This window comes from Nonomuraea basaltis, from assembly GCF_005893125.1.
Lineage (GTDB): Bacteria > Actinomycetota > Actinomycetes > Streptosporangiales > Streptosporangiaceae > Nonomuraea > Nonomuraea basaltis.
Genome location: NZ_VCJS01000008.1, coordinates 1 through 17,323, shown reverse-complemented (window position 1 = coordinate 17,323; position 17,323 = coordinate 1). Strand labels below are relative to the sequence as shown.

Here is a 17,323-nt window from a genome sequence, read left to right as displayed (position 1 = left end):
GACCGCCGTCGGCACCCCCGGCCCCAACGGCGCCGACCTGTGGTGGTCCGGCAAGCACAAACACCACGGCGGCAACATCCAAGTCCTGTCGGATGCCGACGGCTTCCCGCTGTGGAGGCACCGCACATACGTACGAGCCAGTCGGCTCGCGGAGCTACCCCTCCGGCGCCCGTACTCGCGCGGTACGGACGCCTGCTTATGGCGGTGCGATGAAGTCGCCGTGTCACGTGCGCTGGTGGCCGAAGCGGACCGGCTTGGGGCCGCGTAGGCGTACCTCGGGGTCAGGCATCGCCTGAGGGTGCCCCGGTCGGTCGACGGCTGGTTCGATGACGGGCTCGGCCTCGCCCGCCTCCACGATTCTGCGCACTAGCCGCCCCTTCAACTCCGCCGCCGTCCCGGCGTGCGACGGGAATCCCGCCAGGTTGACCAGCTCGTACGGGTCATTCGCCAAGTCGTACAGGGCATGCTCGCGGTAGCGCGACGCGGCCGGGTCGTCCCACGGGTCGGCGTCCTCGGCGACGGCGTAGTACTTCCACCGCGACGTGCGGATCCCGCGCCCCACCTCTGACTCGCTGACCTGGAAGAACACCTCTTCCGGCCAGTCCGCGCGGGCGTCGCGCAGCAGCGGCAGGAACGAGCGCCCCTGCATCTCCGCAGGCACGGGCAACCCCGCGGCGTCCAGCAGCGTCGGCGGCAGGTCGATCGTGCTGACCGGGCGGGAGACGGCGCCCCCGCCGTCGAAGCCGGGCCCGCGCAGGGCCAGCGGCACCCGCAGCGACGCGTCGTGGCAGGACCGCTTGTACTCGCCGTTGCGGGTCTTGAAGTGGTTGCCGTGGTCGGAGGTGTAGGCCACGATCGTGTCGTCCAGCAGGTCCATGCTGCGCAGCGCGTCCAGCAGCCGCCCGAGGCCCTCGTCCAGGCGCTTGACCTGCCCCAGGTAGCCGCCCATGTGCTGGTGCGCGGTGCCGCCGAGGGCGGCCAGGTCGGGCGGCATCCAGCGGCCCTGGTAGCGCTCCTCGTAGCCGTCGGGCGCCGGGTAGTTGTCCACCTCGTTCTGGTGGTGCGGCTCCAGGAACGACAGGAACAGGTAGAACGGCTCCTCGTGGTGGTCGGCCACGAACCTGATGGCCGCGTCCATGAGGGCGTCGGAGCGGTAGCCGGGCAGCAGGACGGGATCGTTCGCCTCGTCGTACACGATCGTGCGGTAGGCGTCGGAGGTGTGCTCCAGCGCGTTGGCCGCCAGCCACGACTGATATCCGCCACGCTGCTCGGATGGGACCGGCTCGCTGCCGGCCAGGTGCCACTTGCCGATGTAGCCGGTGGCGTAGCCGGCTGCGCCGAAGTGGTGCGCCAGCGTCCGCTCCTCGGGCGGCAGCACGCGGGCGTTGCGGTAGACGCCGGTCGTGGTCGGGTAGCGGCCCGTCTGCAGGGCGGCGCGGGCGGGCGCGCACACCGGCTGCGGGGTGAGCGCGACCGTGGCCTGCGTGCCGTTCCTGGCCATCCTTTCGAGGTTGGGGGTGAAGGGGCCGACGGTGTCCCACCGTTGCTGGTCGGTGAAGACGACGATCACGTTCGGACGCAAAGAAGGACTCCTAACGAACTGACTATCTGAGGCCGGTCAGCGCGATGCCACGCACGAAGTATCGCTGGGTGAGGATGAACAGGACGGCGGTGGGGACGAAGAGGATCACCGAGCCCGCGGCCGTCAGGTGCCACAGCGTGAAGTACTCCTGGTTGAACAGGGTGAGCCCGACCGGGATGGTGCGCATCTCGGGCGTCGAGGTGGCGACGAGCGGCCAGAGGAACTCGTTCCACTGGAAGACGAACGTGAACAGCCCGAGCACGGCCAGCGCAGGCCGCGCCTGCGGCAGGATGACGCTCCGGTAGATCCGCAACTCCGAGGCGCCGTCGATGCGTGCGGCATTGATCAGGTCGTCGGGGATGGGCTGGATGAACTGCCGCATGAGGAAGATCCCGAACGCGTCCATCAGGAACGGCGTGATCAGCCCCTGGTACGTGTTCAGCCACCCCATGTTGGCCATCAGCACGTACAGCGGGATCATCCGCACGAAGAACGGCACCATCAGCGTCGCCAGCAGCGCCACGAACAGCGTGTTGCGCAGCGGGAAGCGGAACTTGGCGAACACGTACCCGACGAGCGGGTCGAACAGCAGGTGCGCCAGCGTGATGGCGCCCGCCACGACGAGGCTGTTGACGATGAAGTTCCCGAACGGCGCGCGGGCGAACAGCTCGGCGTAGTTGCCCCACTGGGGCGTGTCCGGCACGAGCACCGCGTTCGCCGACAGCGTCTCGGCCTCGGTCTGCAGCGACAGCGAGACCATGTAGAGCAGCGGCACGACCGTCACCAGCGAGGCCAGCACGAGCAGCGTGTAGAGCAGCGGTTTGCGCATCAGTACGTGACCTCCCCGCGCCGCCCGGCCCGCAGCTGGATCAGCGTGAACGCGACGATCACGATCAGCAGCAGCACCGACTGCGCCGAGGAGTAGCCGAAGTCCCTGGTGCGGAAGGCGACGTTGAAGATGTGGAAGACCGACAGGTCGGTGGCGTCGCCGGGACCGCCGTTGGTGATGATGTACGCCTGCCCGAACGCCTGCAGTCCCGAGATCACCGCCATCACCGACACGAACAGCGTCGTGGGCGCGAGCAGTGGCAGCGTGATCCGCCAGAAGCGGCGCCACGCGTCCGCCCCGTCGATCTTGGCGGCCTCGTGATAGGTCTCGGGGATGCCCTGCAGCCCGGCCAGGAACAGCACCATCGTGTAACCGACGCTCTGCCACAGCGTGACCGCGGCGATCGTGAGCAGCGGCGAGGTGTTGAGCCACTGCTGCTCGGGCAGTCCCGTCGCGGCCAGCGCCCGGTTCAGCACGCCGAGCTCCGGGTCCAGGATGTTGCGCCAGAGCAGCCCGACGATCGCCACCGAGGTCAGGTACGGCACCAGCAGCAGCACCCGGAAGGCCACCCGCCCCTTGAGCGGCTGGTCGAGCGCCAGCGCCAGGACCAGCCCGAGCACGATCGACCCGGCCACCACGGCCACCGCGAACACCACCGTGACCACGAACGAGTGCCGCACCGCCGGGTCGGCCAGCGCCTGGGCGTAGTTGCCGAGCCCGTTCCACTGGTCGGCCTGCGGCCCGGTGCGCAGACTGGTGGCCACCACGTTGCCGATGGGCAGGTAGAAGAAGGCCGCGAAGAACAGGATCGCCGGAAGCAGGAACAGGTAGGCGGTCCTGGCATAGCGGCCCGAAAGGGTGCGGGGCCGCAAGATCATTTCAGGAAACCCTCCGCCGACTCGGCGAACTTCTTCAGCGCGTCGGCGGCCGGCTGGTTCTGGATCAGGATCTGCTGGTACACGATCTTGATCTGCTCGTCCCACTTGCCGAGCTGGCCAGTGAGCCGCACCTGCTGGGTGGAGTCCTTGGCCTGGGGCAGCGCGTCGGCGAAGACCTTGATGACCTCGTTCGACTGCACTTCGGGCAGCTTGGTCCAGGAGACGCGCGGCATGAGCATGCCGGTCTCCTTGGTGGCGGCCTGCTCGACCTCGATGGTCGTGATCCGCTTGATGAAGTCCCACGACAGGTCCGGTCGCGCGGCCTTGGCGGGCACGAACATGCTGACGCCGGCCGCCTGCGTGGCCTGGACCTTGTTCTTCAGCGGCGGCGCGACGCCCAGCTCGATGTCGGGGCTGGTCTTCCTGATCGGGTCCAGGTCCCAAGGGCCGGTGAGGATCATGGCGGCGCGCTTGGCCGAGAACAGCTTCTGCGGTCCTGAGTAGTCGGTGCTCGAGACCGGCACCGGGGCGACCTTGTGCTTGTGGATCAGGTCGGCCTGGAACTGCAGCGCGGCGACCGCGTCCTCGACCGGCGTCATGACCTTTCCGGTCTGGGGGTCGTAGGGAGTCACGCCGGCCTGCATGAGCCAGGGCCACATGTAGCCGTAGTCCTGGTTGAGCGCGACGCCGTACACGCCGTCCTTGGTCAGCTTCTGGGCGGCGGCGAGGAACTCCTCCCACGTGGTCGGCGGCTCCACCCCGGCGTCCCTGAGCATGCCCTTGTTGTAGAAGAGCGTGTTGCAGGTCAGGTGGAGCTGCACGCCGTACACCTTGCCCTGGTACGAGTTGCGCTCGACGGTCACCGGCTGCCAGTCGGAGGGGAAGCCCATCGCCTTGCCGTCGCGGTCGACGTAGTCCTGCAGCGAGCGGGCGTTGCCCGAGATGGCGAACTCCTGCACCCACCCGCCGGGCTCCTCGACCAGGTCGGGCACGGTGCCCGAGGCGAAGTCGGCCAGCAGCCTGGTCCGCAGGTCGGGCCACTGGTACTTCTGCAGGTTGACCTTGACCTTGTTGGCCTGCTCGAACTCGGCGATCACCTTGCGGTAGGCCTGGTAGTCGTGGCCGGCGTTCCAGTAGACGGTGAACGTCCCGGGCTCGGCGGACGGCGCGGTCGGGGCCCCCGCGCAGGACGACAGGACCGGTACGGCGGCGGCCGCCCCGGCCAGGCGAAGCAGATCACGGCGGGAGAGAGTGGGGGACATCTCGAAATTCCCTTCTAGGAAGAGCCCCGCCGCAGGAAGGTCCAGGAACGGACGATCTCGCGGGCGGGCAGGGCCTCCTCGGCCTGGAGGCGGTCGAACAGCAGCCGGACGACGTCGGTGTAGTCGTGCCTGAGCGGGCCGACGGTGCTGAGCTGCGGATTGGTGATGAGACCCTCGTCGATGTTGCCGGCGCCGACGATCGCGACGTCGTCCGGCACGCGCAGCCCGGCGTCCCTGGCCGCCCAGATCGCGCTGATCGCGGCCCGGTCGGAGGCCGCGAAGATCGCGTCGGGGCGGTCGGCGGAGCGCAGGAGGTCGGTGGCCGTCTGGTACGCCGCCACGCGGTCGTCCGCGCCCGAGGTGACGATCCGCTGGTCCACGCCGTGACTGTCGAGCGCCGTGGTGTAGCCGAGCAGCCTGCCGACCGGCCGGTCCCGGTAGAGCTCGTGGCGGTGCGCCATGAACGCGATGCGCCGCCGCCCCTCCGCCAGCAGGTGCTCGACGGCCTGCACGCACGCCTCGGTCTCCGGCGTGCGGACGACGTCGCAGCCCACCAGCCCGCTCTCGTTGCTCAGCACCACCATCGGCAGCCCGGTGGCGGCGAGCCCGCTGAGCAGGTCGTGGGTGAGGTGGTCGCCGACCACGTTGATCAGCGCGCCGTCGGCGATCCCGCCGCGCAGCACGTCGATCGCGGCGTTCGCGCGGGCCTCGGAGTAGACGGCCAGCGTGACCACGGAGTAGCCGCGGGCGTCGGCCATCTCGTGCAGGTCCGTGGCCAGCCGCTCGTCGGTCGGGACGCCGCCGAGCGAGCTCAGCACCAGGCACACCCGCTGGGTGCGGCGCTTGCGCAGGCTCCTGGCGGCCTGGTTGGGGGTGTAGCCGAGCTGCCTGGCGGCATCGAGCACCCGCTGCCTCGTCTCGGCGGCCACAGGGCGGTCCCGGCCGCTGAGCACGTAGGAGACGGTCGCCACCGACACGTTCGCCAGCTCGGCCACCTGTCGCGCTGTTGGTCTCATGTTAGTCGAATAACCTAGCATTTCCTACAGGAAAACAAGGTATCTCTCGATCCTGATCTCTGCGGATTGGCGGCATAGCGAGCAGTCCTCACATCGACGCTCTCTGAAGTGTTAAACGATTAACACCATATTTCGGGATGTCCCCCCGATCAACCCCCTGCGTGGCCCGGTGCTCGGCGGCCACCGCGCCCGCCAGGCGCTTTGATCGTTTGGCCGCGTTCTGTCGGTGGGGTCGGGTAAGTTCCCGGATCATTGATCGGCCGTTCTCGACGGAGCGGGCACTCCCGCCCGCAGTGGCGCGGGGCGGCCGGAGCAGGAGGTTTTGACGTCGTGGACGCGGACAGAACCGCGTGGGAGCAACGCAGCGTGATCCGGGTGATGGCGCCCGTCGAGCCGCGCAAACTGGCGAAGGTGCCGTTCGTCGAGCTGGCCGACGGCCGGCTCCAGGGCGTCGTGTCGAGCGGGTCCGACATCGAGCGGGTCTACGTCTCGTCGATCACCGCCGGCACCCACGCGATGAGCTGCAGCACCAACAACAACCGGCCGTGCGGCGCGCTGCACGGCTACACGTGCAAGCACGTGCGCATGCTGGCCGACGAGGCGGTGCTGCAGTACGGCCTCGACCGGGTGGCCCGCTACCTGCGGGTGGAGGTGCCGGAGGGCGGTTACCTGATGGACAGCATGAAAGGGCCGGTCGAGCGCACGCCGGCGGCCGTCGTGTTCAGCCGGTTCCTGCGCCACCTGGCCTACCTGGAGGTGCCCGACAGCACCGAGCCGCTGGCCGAGCTGCACTGGTTCCCGGCGATGGGGGCGGTGCGCTGATGACCGGCATTCAGCTTGGGCGGCTCGCGGAGGTGGAGGGCTGATGCTCGACGTACAGCTCGGTGAGCTGCTCGGCGGCGCGCCGTCCGGGGTCGACGAGGCGCTCGGCCTGGTGGCCGGGTTCGACGACGCGCTCGTGCACGGGTTCGCGCGGATCGGCGAGGAGCCGGCGGCGGCGCTGGCCGCGCTGGCGGGCGCCTTGGCGGCGAGCCCGCTGGGCGACCGCCTGGGCGAGTCCGTGGAGAAGGTGGTCGCGGGGTCGATCGGCGACGAGCACCTGGCGGCGCTGGCCGGCGGGCGGGCCGCGCTGTCCGGCGCGGTGCACGACGCCCTGCTCGGCCGGCTCGACACCGCCCTGGGCCGCACGCGAGCCCGCTGGGAGGCGTCCCCGGGCACAGCAGAAAGCCCGGACAACCTGCTCGCCGGGTGCCGGGTCTGGCTGCGCGAGCTGGCCATCGTCGGCTGGCGCGGCGTCGACCACGACCTCGTCTCCGCCTCCGACCAGACGATCGAGGCGCTGCTCGCCGTGCCGGAGCTGCGCGGCCTGGCGGTCCTGATGGACGGCCTGGCGGCGGAGCTGCGGGCGTCGAGCCCGGTCGCCACGATGGAGCGGCTGCCCGCCCGCAGATGGGCCGACCTGTGGACGCGCGCCCTGCTGCTGGCGCAGTCCGGCCCCTGGAACGGCGGCGCCGAGCAGGTGTCGGGCCGGCTGCTGATCCTCGGCGCCGACGTCCACGAGCACGCCACGGTCGTACGCGTCCAAGTCCACGGCATCCTCGAGCCCGCCGGCGGCGCACCCGCCAGGCTGGTACGCACGAGTGTGGCCGCGGCGAAGGTCGACACGATCGCGGGCCCGGCCGTGTGGCGGCTGATGGGCGGCCACCCGATGCTGCTGGGCGCGCTGGCCGAGCACCGCGGCCTGGAGCTCACGGACATGCCGCTGCTGGCCGGCGGCGACCTGGTGTGGCACGACGACCGAGCCCGCGCGGGCGAGGAGGCCGACCCGTTCGCGACCGCGCGGGTCCTGCTGGGCGCGGCGGAAGCGCCGCCGGTCTCGCCGCTCGACCGCCATCCCGTGCGCATCGCCGAGCCGGTGCTGATCGAGGGCTACAAGATCGCCGGGGAGGCGCTGGATCTGGGCGGAAACGTGCTCGCGCTGGACCTCGACCGGCTGCCGGCCGGCACGCCGCTCACGGCGGAGCTGGTGGCGTCGTCGTCCGCGTGCCTCGGCCTGCTGCGCTGGGACGGCGGGCGATGGCTGCTGCAGCCGCTCGCGGTGCAGGCCGCGGTCAAGAAGAAGCCCGTCGCGGTGCACACCGGTGACTGGGCCATGGGCCCCACCGACCCCAAGGTCGTCAAGGCCGAGGCCAAGAGCGGCGACGTGGTCGCCGTGCTGCGCGAGCGGGCAGGACGGCTGTTGCGGAAATGACCGACATCACGGAAACAGGCACTCTGGAAAGCGCCGACATGAACCGGCGGCAGGTGCTCTACTGGCGGCTGCTGTCCCGGCTCTTCAGCGCCGACGAGCAGCCCGCGCTCGAGACGGCCAGCGTGGCCATCGTCGACGACCTCGGCCTGCCGCCCGCGCTGCTCGACCCGGGCGTCTCGGTCGACAACCTGGTGCAGCGCTTCCCCGACCTGGGCACCGAGCTGCAGGACCTGATGGCGGACAAGGAGCACGAGGCCGGCGACGAGGTGCGCCGCGCCGCCCTGGTCTCCAAGCTGCTGCTCAACGTCTTCTCGACGGGCAGCGGCAACGTCACCGCCGGCCAGCTGGAGCGCTGGAAGCAGGACGCGGCCTGGTTCGAGAAGGGCATGGGCTGCGAGCCCGGCGGGCTGCGCCACAGCCCGGGCGGCGAGGAGGTGGCCGCGGTCCTCGCGGGCATCGAGGGTGACCTGGTCAAGCGCATGCACCTGCGCGAGGTGCTCGCCGACCCGGCCCTGGCCAGACAGCTCACGCCCAGCATGTCGCTCATCGAGCAGCTCCTGCGCGACAAGCACAACCTGTCGGGCGTCGCGCTGGCCAACGCCAAGGCGCTGATCCGCAGGTTCGTGGACGAGGTCGCCGAGGTGCTGCGCACGCAGGTCGAGAAGACCAGCGCGGGCGTCATCGACCGGTCGGTGCCGCCGAAGCGGGTCTTCCGCAACCTCGACATCGAGCGCACCATCTGGAAGAACCTCACCAACTGGAGCCCCGAGGACCAGCGGCTCTACGTGGACCGGCTCTACTACAAGCAGACCGCCCGCCGCACCACCCCCGCCCGGCTGATCGTGGTCGTCGACCAGTCGGGGTCGATGGTGGACTCGATGGTCAACTGCACCATCCTGGCCTCGATCTTCGCCGGGCTGCCGAAGGTGGACGTGCACCTGATCGCCTACGACACCCGGGCGCTCGACCTGACCCCGTGGGTGCACGACCCGTTCGAGGTGCTGCTGCGGACCAATCTCGGCGGCGGCAACGACGGCCCGGTCGCGATGGCCATGGCCCGCCCGAAGATCACCGATCCGCGTAACACCGTGATGGTGTGGATTTCCGACTTCTACGAGTTCGATCGCTCGCAGCCGCTGTTCGACGGCATTACGGCCGTCCACCGCTCAGGGGTGAGGTTCATCCCCGTCGGCTCGGTGAACAGCTCCGGCGTCCAGAGTGTCGACCCGTGGTTCCGCCAGAAACTCAAGGACCTGGGCACCCCGGTGATCTCAGGCCACATCCGCAAGCTCGTCTTCGAGCTCAAGAACTTCCTCGCCTAGGAGACCCGCGAAATGAGTGACGATATGCTGCGCGCCCCCGCAGAGGTGAAGTACGCCGAGGAGCTCGACTGGCTGGAGTCCATCGACGACGGCCCCAAGCCGTTCTCGTGGCGGCTCAGCCCCCGCATGATCAGGCTGTTCATCCTCGGCTCCGAGCGCTCCGACGGGCTCGACCGGGAGATCTCGCAGAAGTGGTTCGGCGACCGCAGCTTCGTCGAGCGCAGCATCGTGACCCTGGCGTCCGACCGGGGCCTGCTGCTGATCGGCGACCCGGGCACCGGCAAGAGCTGGCTGGCCGAGCTGCTGTCCGCGGCCATCTGCCGCAACTCCACCCTGGTGGTCCAGGGCACCGCCGGCACCACCGAGGACCACATCAAATACTCGTGGAACGTGTCCATGGTGATCGCCAAGGGGCAGTCCCGCGAGTCGATGATCCCTTCGCCGATCATGACGGCGATGGAGGGGGGTGTGATCGGCCGCTTCGAGGAGCTGACCCGCTCGACCAGCGACGTGCAGGACGCGCTGATCTCGATCCTGTCCGAGAAGTACGTCTCCATCCCCGAGCTCGACGACGACAACATCGTCTTCGCCCAGCCCGGCTTCTCGATCATCGCCACCGCCAACAGCCGTGACCGGGGCGTCAACGACCTGTCGTCGGCGCTGAAGCGCCGGTTCAACTTCGTCCGCATCCCGGTGGTGACGAACAAGAAGAGCGAGGCGGAGATCGTCCGCTTCCGTACCGAAGAGCTGCTGCGCCGGCACCGGATCGAGCTCGACGTGCCGCCCACACTGCTGGACATCCTGCTGCAGAGCTTCGCCGACCTGCGCTCCGCCGCCGCCTCGGCCACCAGCGACGACGAGAAGCTGGAGTCGGCGCTGTCCACGGCCGAGCAGATCGGCGTGCTGGAGGACGCGATCCTGCACAGCAACTTCTTCGGCGACCGCACGCTGCGCGCCCAGACCCTTGCCGGCTCGCTGGTCGGCTCGCTGGCCCGGCGCACCCCCGAGGACCTGGCGATACTCAACAAATACTGGCACGGCGTCGTCGAGCCCCGCAGCAAGAAGGACGGCGGGGAGTGGCCGGAGTTCCTCGAGGGCGGCCGCGAGGCCATCGCCACGCTCTCATGACCGGCCAGACGAGCCCGTTCGGCTCGCTCCGCGAGCAGCTCCTCGAGGCGGCCGCGGCGTTCGCCGGCGGCCCTGTCACCCTGTCGGACATCCTGTCGGGGCTGGTGGACGACGTCGACCGGGCGCTGCGCGAGGAGCTGGAGATCTTCCCGGTCTGCCACCACTCGCCGGCCTCGGCGCTGGCGATGGTGCGCCGGCTGCGCGAGAAGCAGCCGAAGGTCATCTACCTGGAGCTGTGCGAGGACCTGCAGCCGCTGCTGACCGAGCTGCGCAACTGCCGGCTGCCGGTGGCGGTGCAGGCGTTCGCGACCGACCTCGACGGCTTCCCGGCGTCATGGGCGCCGCTCAGCGTGGTGGCGCCCATCACGGAGGCGTCAGCCGAATACCAGGCCATCTCCTACGCGCTCGAGACCCCGGGCGTGGAGCTGGTGCTGGTGGACCGCTCGACCGACCACGTCTTCCAGTGGGCGCCGAAGGAGGAGCCCCAGAAGACGCACAAGGAGGAGGAGGCGGGCCTGCACGGCGACGCGGTCGGCGTCGAGATCGGCGACCTGCGGCCCCGCTTCGCCGAGCTGGAGGAGCACCTGCTGCACCACGGCAAGGTGCGGCACTGGTCCGAGTGGTGGGACCAGTACGTCGAGCAGCCGCTCTCCGGCGCGGACTACGACACCTACCGCCAGGTCATGGTGCTGATCGGCAGCCTGTTCCGCCGCCTGACCCCCGACGGTGACCGGCTCACCGTGGACGAGGACCGCGAGCGCTACATGTGGACCAGGATGCGCGAGCACCTGGCCGCCTCCGGCGCCAGCCCTGCCGACTGCCTGTACGTGTGCGGCGCCTTCCACGCCGCCAGCCACGTCGAGCAGTTCGGCCTGCGGTCCACCGCCCCCTACGAGATCACCCCGCGCACCGCCACCACCTGGCTGTACGGGCTCATCCCGTCCAGCCACTCGGCCATCGAGGCCCAGTTCGGCCTGGCCTCCGGCTCGGTGTCGATCGCGGCGGCGACCTGGGCCAAGGCGGTCACCCGGAACAAACTGACCCCGTTCCAGCTGGCCGGGCAGAAGGGCGCACGCAAGCGTGCCGTCAAGCTGCCCGCGCCGGTTTCCAAGGGCGAGGTGGCCGACAGGCTGACCGGGTTCCTGTCGAGGCCGCCCGCCCTCGACGAGCTGGACGAGGCCGAGCTGCTCGGCTGGTGCGTCGACATCGTCCGGCTGGCCCGCCGCAACGGCTACCTGGCCAGCACCGCCGACGCCATCGCCGTGTTCGAGACCTCGATCCTGCTCGCCGGCATGCGCAACCGGGCCAGGCCCACCCCGTACGACTTCCAGGACGCGGCCGTCACCTGCATCGAGAAGGACGTCGTGCCGGGCCGCCGCGACGTGCGCCGGCTGTGCGAGATCCTGCTCGGCGGCGACCGCGTCGGCGAGGTCGGCTACGACGCCCTGCCGCCGCTGGCCAGGAACGTCTACGACCGGCTCGCGCCGCTCGGCCTGGACCTGGAGAAGCGCACGATCCAGCGGGCGCTGCTCGACCTCAACGCCAGCCCTGAGCTGGTGCCCTGCTCCGACCTGCTGTGGATGCTGCGCTACCTGCTGCCGCACGACGCGGTCCGGCCCATCATGGGCGAGCGCCGGCTGGGGGAGCGGTCGATCCAGGAGAGCTGGGACCTGGCCTTCGGCAAACACCAGCGCTTCATCATCGAGCTCGGCTACGAGGGCGTCACCATCGAGCAGGTGCTGGAGCAGCGGCTGCGGCGCAAGGTCTGGGACCACAAGGCGACCGCGGCCGTCGCGCTCGCGGCGGTCGAGGACGCCGTGCTCTTCCTCGGCAGCAGACGCTTCGCCGACGAGCTCGGGGCGCGGGCGGTGGAGCTGCTCGCGGCCGAGCGGAGCGTGGACGACGCGCCGGAGGTGCTGCGCAGGATCCGGCGGCTGATGGCGTACTACCGGGCGAGCGAGCCGGAGCTGCCGGGCTGGTGCGAGGAGTTCGCGACCGCCGGATACGCGCACTACTGCACGCTGCTGCCGACGGCGTTCGTGGACGACGACACCGGCGTGCGGCAGGTGGCCGCCATGCTGGGGTTCCTGTTCTCCATGGAGAGCCTCGCGCTGGCGCTCGGCTGCGACCGGGCCCAGCTGGAGCTGGCCGTGCAGCAGTCGCATCCGGAGGCGCCGGCCAAGGTGGCGCTGCTGTGGGCCGCACGCAACCAGCTCGGGCTGCTGCCCCTGGCCGAGCTGCGCTCGCGCTCCGACGAGCTGCTCGCCAACCCGCTGGTCGTCCCGTCCTTCCCGCAGTACATCATGGGGTTCGTCCAGGCCCTGGAGCCCGCGCCGTCGCTGTCGGGGTTCGTGGTCGAGGTGATCTCCAAGGCGTTCGGGCGGCTGCCCGACAGCGTGCTGCTGCCGTGGCTGCCCAAGCTGATCACGACGCTGCGGGACCAGGCGGGCGAGCTGATGCCGGCCCTCGTACGCGAGGCCGGGCGGACCTTCCCCGGGGGCCTCGCGGCCCTGGACGCCTGGACGCCGCCGTGGTCGGCCCGGCCCAAGCCTGTCGCCTCAGGACCGGCGCCGGTGGCGGCGGGGCCGGTGAACGAGCTGCTCATGGGGCATCCGGCGGCCTGCGACGCGGTGGCCGAGCTGCTCGGGTGCGCGGGGGAGTGGCGCGTCCCTGAGACGGCGGCCGGGGCGGATCACCGGGAGGTGACCGCGCTGCTGGCCGAGCACCCGGAGCCCGCCCTGGCGGTGGCGGGCCTGCTCATCTGAGCCGGGCTCGGCGGTCGTGTGCCTGCTCCCGCCGGTGTCGAACGCCCGGGGCGTCGTCATGACCGCCCCGGGCGGCACGTGGTGCCGGGCGGGGGCAGGCGCAGGCCGGCCCAGGAACGGCCGCATCTCCATCGTGCTGCGGCCCGTCCTGCGGTAGTGCCAGGGCTACCGCTCCGCGGTGATCAGGGCGACCGCCTCGACCTCCACGAGCTGGTCGGTGTAGCCGAGCGCGGCGACGCCGAGCAGCGTGCTGGGCACGTCATGGGCGCCCATGTACTCGCGGTAGACCTGCCACGCCTCCACCAGGTCGGCCTGCCGGGAGGAGGCCACGTACACGGTGGTCTTGACCACGTCGGTCAGCTCGGCGCCGGCGCCGGCGAGAGCCGTGACGAGGTTGCGCATCACTTGGTGGGTCTGGCCGGCGACGTCGCCCACGGCGACGGTCGCGCCGTCGGCGTCCAGCGGGCAGGCGCCGGCCGCCCAGATGGCCCGCACCGGTACGTCGGCGACGGCCGCGTACGCGTACTCCACGGTCTGGGCAAGCTCGGGACTGCGGATCAATCGGACACCGGTGGTCATGGCAGCTCCTCAGGTCATCACGCGCATATGCGAACAAGAGGCGCCGAGTCTAGCGAACCATGAATTATTGGGTAATAGTGGGTGTCTTTCTCATGACGGCAACCAGGAAAGTTCGGATGTAACTATTTGTGTCGCCTTTTCGAGTAATCCACGGGTTCTTTCTTAATCGTAGTATCCAGTGCTGAGACCCCGTGCTGATTCGAAGAGGTGGGCATTGTCGCGTCCGCGGCCCGGAGAAGACCTCGGGCAGATCTCCGGCTACCGGCTCACCGGCTTTCTCGGCGAGGGTGGGCAGGGAGTGGTGTACCGCGGCCTGAGCCCGTCGGGCGACCAGGTCGCGATCAAGGTGCTGCACGCCCGGATGTCGGAGGACGCCGAGGAGCGCCGGAGGTTCTTCAGACAGGTGGAGCTCGCCCGCCGGGTGGCCCCGTTCTGCACCGCCAGGGTGCTGGACATGGGGATGCACGACGACCGGCCGTACATCGTGAGCGAGTACGTACGCGGCGCGTCCCTCGATCGGGTCGTCCGGCAGGACGGGCCGCGGACCGGCGGCGGGCTGGAGCGGCTGGCGGTCGCGACCGCCACGGCCCTGGCCGCGATCCACCGCGCCGGGGTCGTGCACCGCGACTTCAAGCCGGGCAACGTCATCCTCGGTCCCGAGGGACCGGTGGTGATCGACTTCGGCATCTCCCGGGCCCTCGACCACGCCGCCACCCAGTCAGGGGCGTTCGGCACGCCCGGGTACATGGCGCCCGAGCAGGTGAGCGCCGAGCGGATCGGGCCGGCCGCGGACGTGTTCAGCTGGGCCGCCACGATGGTGTTCGCGGCCACGGGGCGGCGGCCGTTCGCGGGCGCGTCGGTCGCGGCGGTGCTGCACGCGCTCCTGTACGACGAGCCGGACCTGACCGGCGTGCCCGACTCGCTGCGGCCGCTGGTGGTGGCCTGCCTGGGCAAGGACCCCGGGCGCAGGCCCGCAGCCGAGGACCTGGTCCGCGCGCTGACCGGCGACGACACCGCCCCGGTGGCCCAGGCGCCCGAGCCCACGGCCCCCGCGCCGGGTCCCGCGTCGCCACCCGGACCTGTGCCCACACCCGCGCCCGGGCCTACGCCCGCACCGGCGTCTGCGCCCTCATCGGCGGCCGTTTCCGCACCCTTGTCCGCGCGGCCGCCGTCGTGGCGGGTGCCCCGGCGTGCACTGCTGGCCGTCGCCGTGGCCGTCGCGGCCGTGGTGGTGGCCGTGTCGATGTGGCCGGAGCCGCGGCAGCCGGACCCGCTGCGCACGACAGATCCGGTACGCACGACGGCGCCGGTCATACCGTTCGGCGGCGGGATCGGCGAGCCTCTGGCCGGCCACACCAACGACGTGCGGGCGGTGGCCGTGGGCACACGCGACGGCGTTCCGATCATGCTGACGGGCTCGGACGACGAGACCGCCCGCGTCTGGAACCTGCGTACCTCCCAGCAGCTCGGCCGGCCGCTCGCCGGGCACACGGAATGGATCAGGTCGGCCGCGCTCGACCAGCTCGACGGCGCGCCCATCGCCGTCACCGCCAGCGACGACGACACCGCCCGCGTCTGGGATCTCACCACCGGCCGGGCCCGCACCCTGAAGGGGCACACCGGCGATGTCAAGTCGGTGGCGACCGGCCGGATCGGCGGCACGCACGTCGCCGTCACCGCCTCCGCCGACGGCACAGCCCGCGTCTGGGACCTCCGGACGGGAAAGCAGCTGGGCGCGCCCCTCGCCGGCCACACGGGCGGGGTGTGGGCGGTGGCCGTCGGCCAGGTCGGCGGCGCTCCCATCGCGGTCACCACCGGCGACGACAAGACCGTGCGGGTGTGGGACCTGAACTCCAGGAAGCAGCTCGGCGCGCCCATGACCGGACACGCCGGATGGGTGCGGTCGGTGGCGCTCGGCAACCTGGACGGCACACCGGTGGCGCTCACGGGCAGCGAGGACATGACCGTGCGGGTGTGGGACCTGACCACCAGGAAGCAGCTCGGCGAGCCGCTCACCGGGCACACCGGCTGGATCTGGTCGGTGGCGATCAGCAACCTGGACGGCACGCCCGTAGCAGTCACCGGCAGCGAGGACGCGACCGTGCGGGTGTGGGATCTGAACTCCAGGAAGCAGCTCGGCACGCCGTTCACCGGGCACGCCGACTGCGTCTGGTCGGTGGCGATCGGCCTGCTCGACGGCCGGCCGATCGCCGTCAGCGGCAGCCGGGATCAGACGGCCCGGGCTTGGAGCCTCGGTCCGCCCTACCCCGCGGGAAGCTGAGCCGAATCCCCGGCCGGTGGCTGGGCGTCAGCCGACAAACCGGGCGACCGCCGGGATCCGGCGCAGCACGAGCCGGTCCAGCAGCAGCACCACCGCCAACGTGACGCCCGCCAGCGGGAACAGCAGCCCGAGCACCGCCATGATCCCGATCACCCCGTACGCCGTCCGCCGGTCGGTGGGGCGGGCGGGTGCGCCGACCCGGCCGCGTGGGCGGCGCTTCCACCACATCCACACGCCGGTGACCACGAGCGTGATCAGCGCCAGGCAGGCGCCGAGCATCACGACCAGGTTGGCGGGACCGTACCGGCGGCCCTCGTGCAGTGCGATGCCCTGCTCGACGAGCTTGGCCATGGTGCCGTACTCGGCCCAGCCGTACGACACCAGCACCTTGCCGCTGTACTGGTCGACGTGGAGCGTCCGCGCGGCGGACGGGTCGCGGCGCGGCTCGGCCACGATCGTGTACACGCCGGTCGCGCCGTCCGGGAGCAGGACCTTGACCTCGCACTCGCCGCACGCCTCGGTCACGGGCCGGGCGGCGGCCAGGGCGGCCTCGACGGGGAGGGCGCCGGACTGCAGCACGCCCCCGCCGCCGCCGTGCCCGGCGTGCTCGCCGGACTCCGGCACGGGGAGCCGTTCGGCCGCCCACGGCACCTTGGCGTCGGGGTTGGCGGACAGGTCCCCGGACAGGGGCGGGGTCGAGGTGTGCGGGAAGTCGTCGGCGCTCGGGGTGGTCGAGCCGGTGCCGTCCTGGATCCGCTGCAGACCGTCACCCCACACGCCCGACCACGGCAGTCCCGAGATGACGAGGAAGACGACCGCCGCGCCCGCGCCGACCCCGACCAGGATGTGCAGGCGGCGCAGCCGGCCGCGACCCGAGCGCGAGGCCTTCTTGCGGGTGCGGCGGCCGCTCCACCACAGGTAGGTGCCGGTGGCGACGAGGATCAGCGCCCAGCAGGCGGCGATCTCCACGATCCGGTCGCCGGTGGTGCCGGACATCAGCTCGCCGTGGATGGTACGGACGACCCGCATGAACGTGGCGCCGTCGTCGATCTGGCCGACGACGGTGGCCGTGCCGGGGTCGACGTACACCGAGATGCCCTCCGCCCACGGGCCGGCGTCGGCGCCCCGGAGGATGACTCGGGTGGTGAGGTCGGGGGACGCCGGCGGGATGACGGACATGACTGACGATCCCGGGCGGGCGCTCTGGGCGGCGGCGATCTGCTGAGTCAGTGGGCGGGCGGCGGCCACCGGCTCGGCGAGGGTGCGGACGTCCTGGTACCGCCACGCCTCGAACGGCTCCTTGAACAGGTAGATCGAGCCCGTCACCGCGAGGACGAGCAGGACGGGGGCCACGAACACGCCGGCGTAGAAATGCCAGCGCCAGATGGCGCGGTATCGCTGGGCGGAGGTGGCGGAGGTGGGGGTGACGG

Annotated in this window: 14 protein-coding genes and 1 pseudogene; 8 read left to right on the top strand and 7 right to left on the bottom strand. The window is 71.1% G+C overall.

The genetic code is table 11. The features are described from left to right. Nucleotides 1-16: 16 nt before the first annotated feature. A pseudogene (locus EJK15_RS05425) lies at nucleotides 17-115 on the top strand (IS5/IS1182 family transposase); the annotation flags it as partial. A 108-nt stretch (nucleotides 116-223) separates the two neighbouring features. Here EJK15_RS05425 and EJK15_RS05420 read toward each other — a convergent pair. The 5 genes from EJK15_RS05420 to EJK15_RS05400 are packed head-to-tail and all read right to left on the bottom strand — an operon-like array spanning nucleotide 224 to nucleotide 5,567. Further along, complete coding sequence (locus EJK15_RS05420) at nucleotides 224-1,582, bottom strand: sulfatase family protein (RefSeq protein ID WP_171074127.1); 1,359 nt, start codon at nucleotides 1,580-1,582, stop codon at nucleotides 224-226. 22 nt (nucleotides 1,583-1,604) lie between these two features. After that, a complete protein-coding gene (locus EJK15_RS05415) occupies nucleotides 1,605-2,411 on the bottom strand; it encodes a carbohydrate ABC transporter permease (protein WP_138709257.1) in 807 nt (268 codons plus the stop codon). Further along, complete coding sequence (locus EJK15_RS05410; RefSeq protein WP_138709256.1) at nucleotides 2,411-3,289, bottom strand: carbohydrate ABC transporter permease; 879 nt, start codon at nucleotides 3,287-3,289, stop codon at nucleotides 2,411-2,413. Before EJK15_RS05410 ends, EJK15_RS05415 begins: the two co-directional genes overlap by 1 nt. Beyond that, nucleotides 3,286-4,551, bottom strand: a complete 1,266-nt coding sequence (locus EJK15_RS05405) for a sugar ABC transporter substrate-binding protein (RefSeq protein ID WP_138709255.1) — start codon at nucleotides 4,549-4,551, stop codon at nucleotides 3,286-3,288. Before EJK15_RS05405 ends, EJK15_RS05410 begins: the two co-directional genes overlap by 4 nt. A gap of 14 nt (nucleotides 4,552-4,565) precedes the next feature. Beyond that, entirely contained in the window at nucleotides 4,566-5,567 is a 1,002-nt protein-coding gene (locus tag EJK15_RS05400) for a LacI family DNA-binding transcriptional regulator (protein WP_138709254.1), read from the bottom strand. A 330-nt stretch (nucleotides 5,568-5,897) separates the two neighbouring features. Between EJK15_RS05400 and EJK15_RS05395 the strand changes: the two genes are divergently transcribed. Genes EJK15_RS05395 through EJK15_RS76175 form a run of 6 tightly spaced genes read left to right on the top strand, consistent with a single transcriptional unit; the run spans nucleotide 5,898 to nucleotide 13,190 of the window. Beyond that, nucleotides 5,898-6,389, top strand: a complete 492-nt coding sequence (locus EJK15_RS05395) for a hypothetical protein (RefSeq protein ID WP_138709253.1) — start codon at nucleotides 5,898-5,900, stop codon at nucleotides 6,387-6,389. Between the two features lie 43 nt (nucleotides 6,390-6,432). Then, complete coding sequence (locus EJK15_RS05390) at nucleotides 6,433-7,818, top strand: hypothetical protein (protein WP_138709252.1); 1,386 nt, start codon at nucleotides 6,433-6,435, stop codon at nucleotides 7,816-7,818. Continuing rightward, on the top strand, nucleotides 7,815-9,140 hold the full coding sequence (locus EJK15_RS05385; protein WP_138709251.1) for a VWA domain-containing protein: 1,326 nt from the start codon (nucleotides 7,815-7,817) through the stop codon (nucleotides 9,138-9,140). Before EJK15_RS05390 ends, EJK15_RS05385 begins: the two co-directional genes overlap by 4 nt. 12 nt (nucleotides 9,141-9,152) lie before the next feature. Further along, on the top strand, nucleotides 9,153-10,268 hold the full coding sequence (locus EJK15_RS05380; RefSeq protein WP_138709250.1) for an ATP-binding protein: 1,116 nt from the start codon (nucleotides 9,153-9,155) through the stop codon (nucleotides 10,266-10,268). Continuing rightward, nucleotides 10,265-13,033: a DUF5682 family protein gene (locus tag EJK15_RS05375; RefSeq protein WP_138709249.1), complete on the top strand. Its 2,769-nt coding sequence runs from the start codon at nucleotides 10,265-10,267 to the stop codon at nucleotides 13,031-13,033. Before EJK15_RS05380 ends, EJK15_RS05375 begins: the two co-directional genes overlap by 4 nt. Before the next feature lie 34 nt (nucleotides 13,034-13,067). After that, nucleotides 13,068-13,190, top strand: a complete 123-nt coding sequence (locus tag EJK15_RS76175; RefSeq protein ID WP_276615363.1) for a hypothetical protein — start codon at nucleotides 13,068-13,070, stop codon at nucleotides 13,188-13,190. Nucleotides 13,191-13,198: 8 nt separating this feature from the next. Here the strand turns inward: EJK15_RS76175 and EJK15_RS05370 are convergent, their stop codons facing one another. Beyond that, complete coding sequence (locus EJK15_RS05370) at nucleotides 13,199-13,612, bottom strand: RidA family protein (RefSeq protein WP_138709248.1); 414 nt, start codon at nucleotides 13,610-13,612, stop codon at nucleotides 13,199-13,201. A 214-nt stretch (nucleotides 13,613-13,826) separates the two neighbouring features. On the opposite strand from EJK15_RS05370, the gene EJK15_RS05365 reads away from it, so the two are divergent. Beyond that, nucleotides 13,827-15,893 carry a WD40 repeat domain-containing serine/threonine protein kinase gene (locus EJK15_RS05365; protein ID WP_171074126.1) on the top strand — a complete coding sequence of 689 codons (2,067 nt, stop codon included), beginning with the start codon at nucleotides 13,827-13,829 and terminating at the stop codon, nucleotides 15,891-15,893. 27 nt (nucleotides 15,894-15,920) lie between these two features. On the opposite strand, the gene EJK15_RS05360 is transcribed toward EJK15_RS05365, so the two are convergent. Then, on the bottom strand, nucleotides 15,921-17,323 hold a 1,403-nt coding region (locus tag EJK15_RS05360), incomplete at its 5' end, for a PepSY-associated TM helix domain-containing protein (protein WP_138709246.1).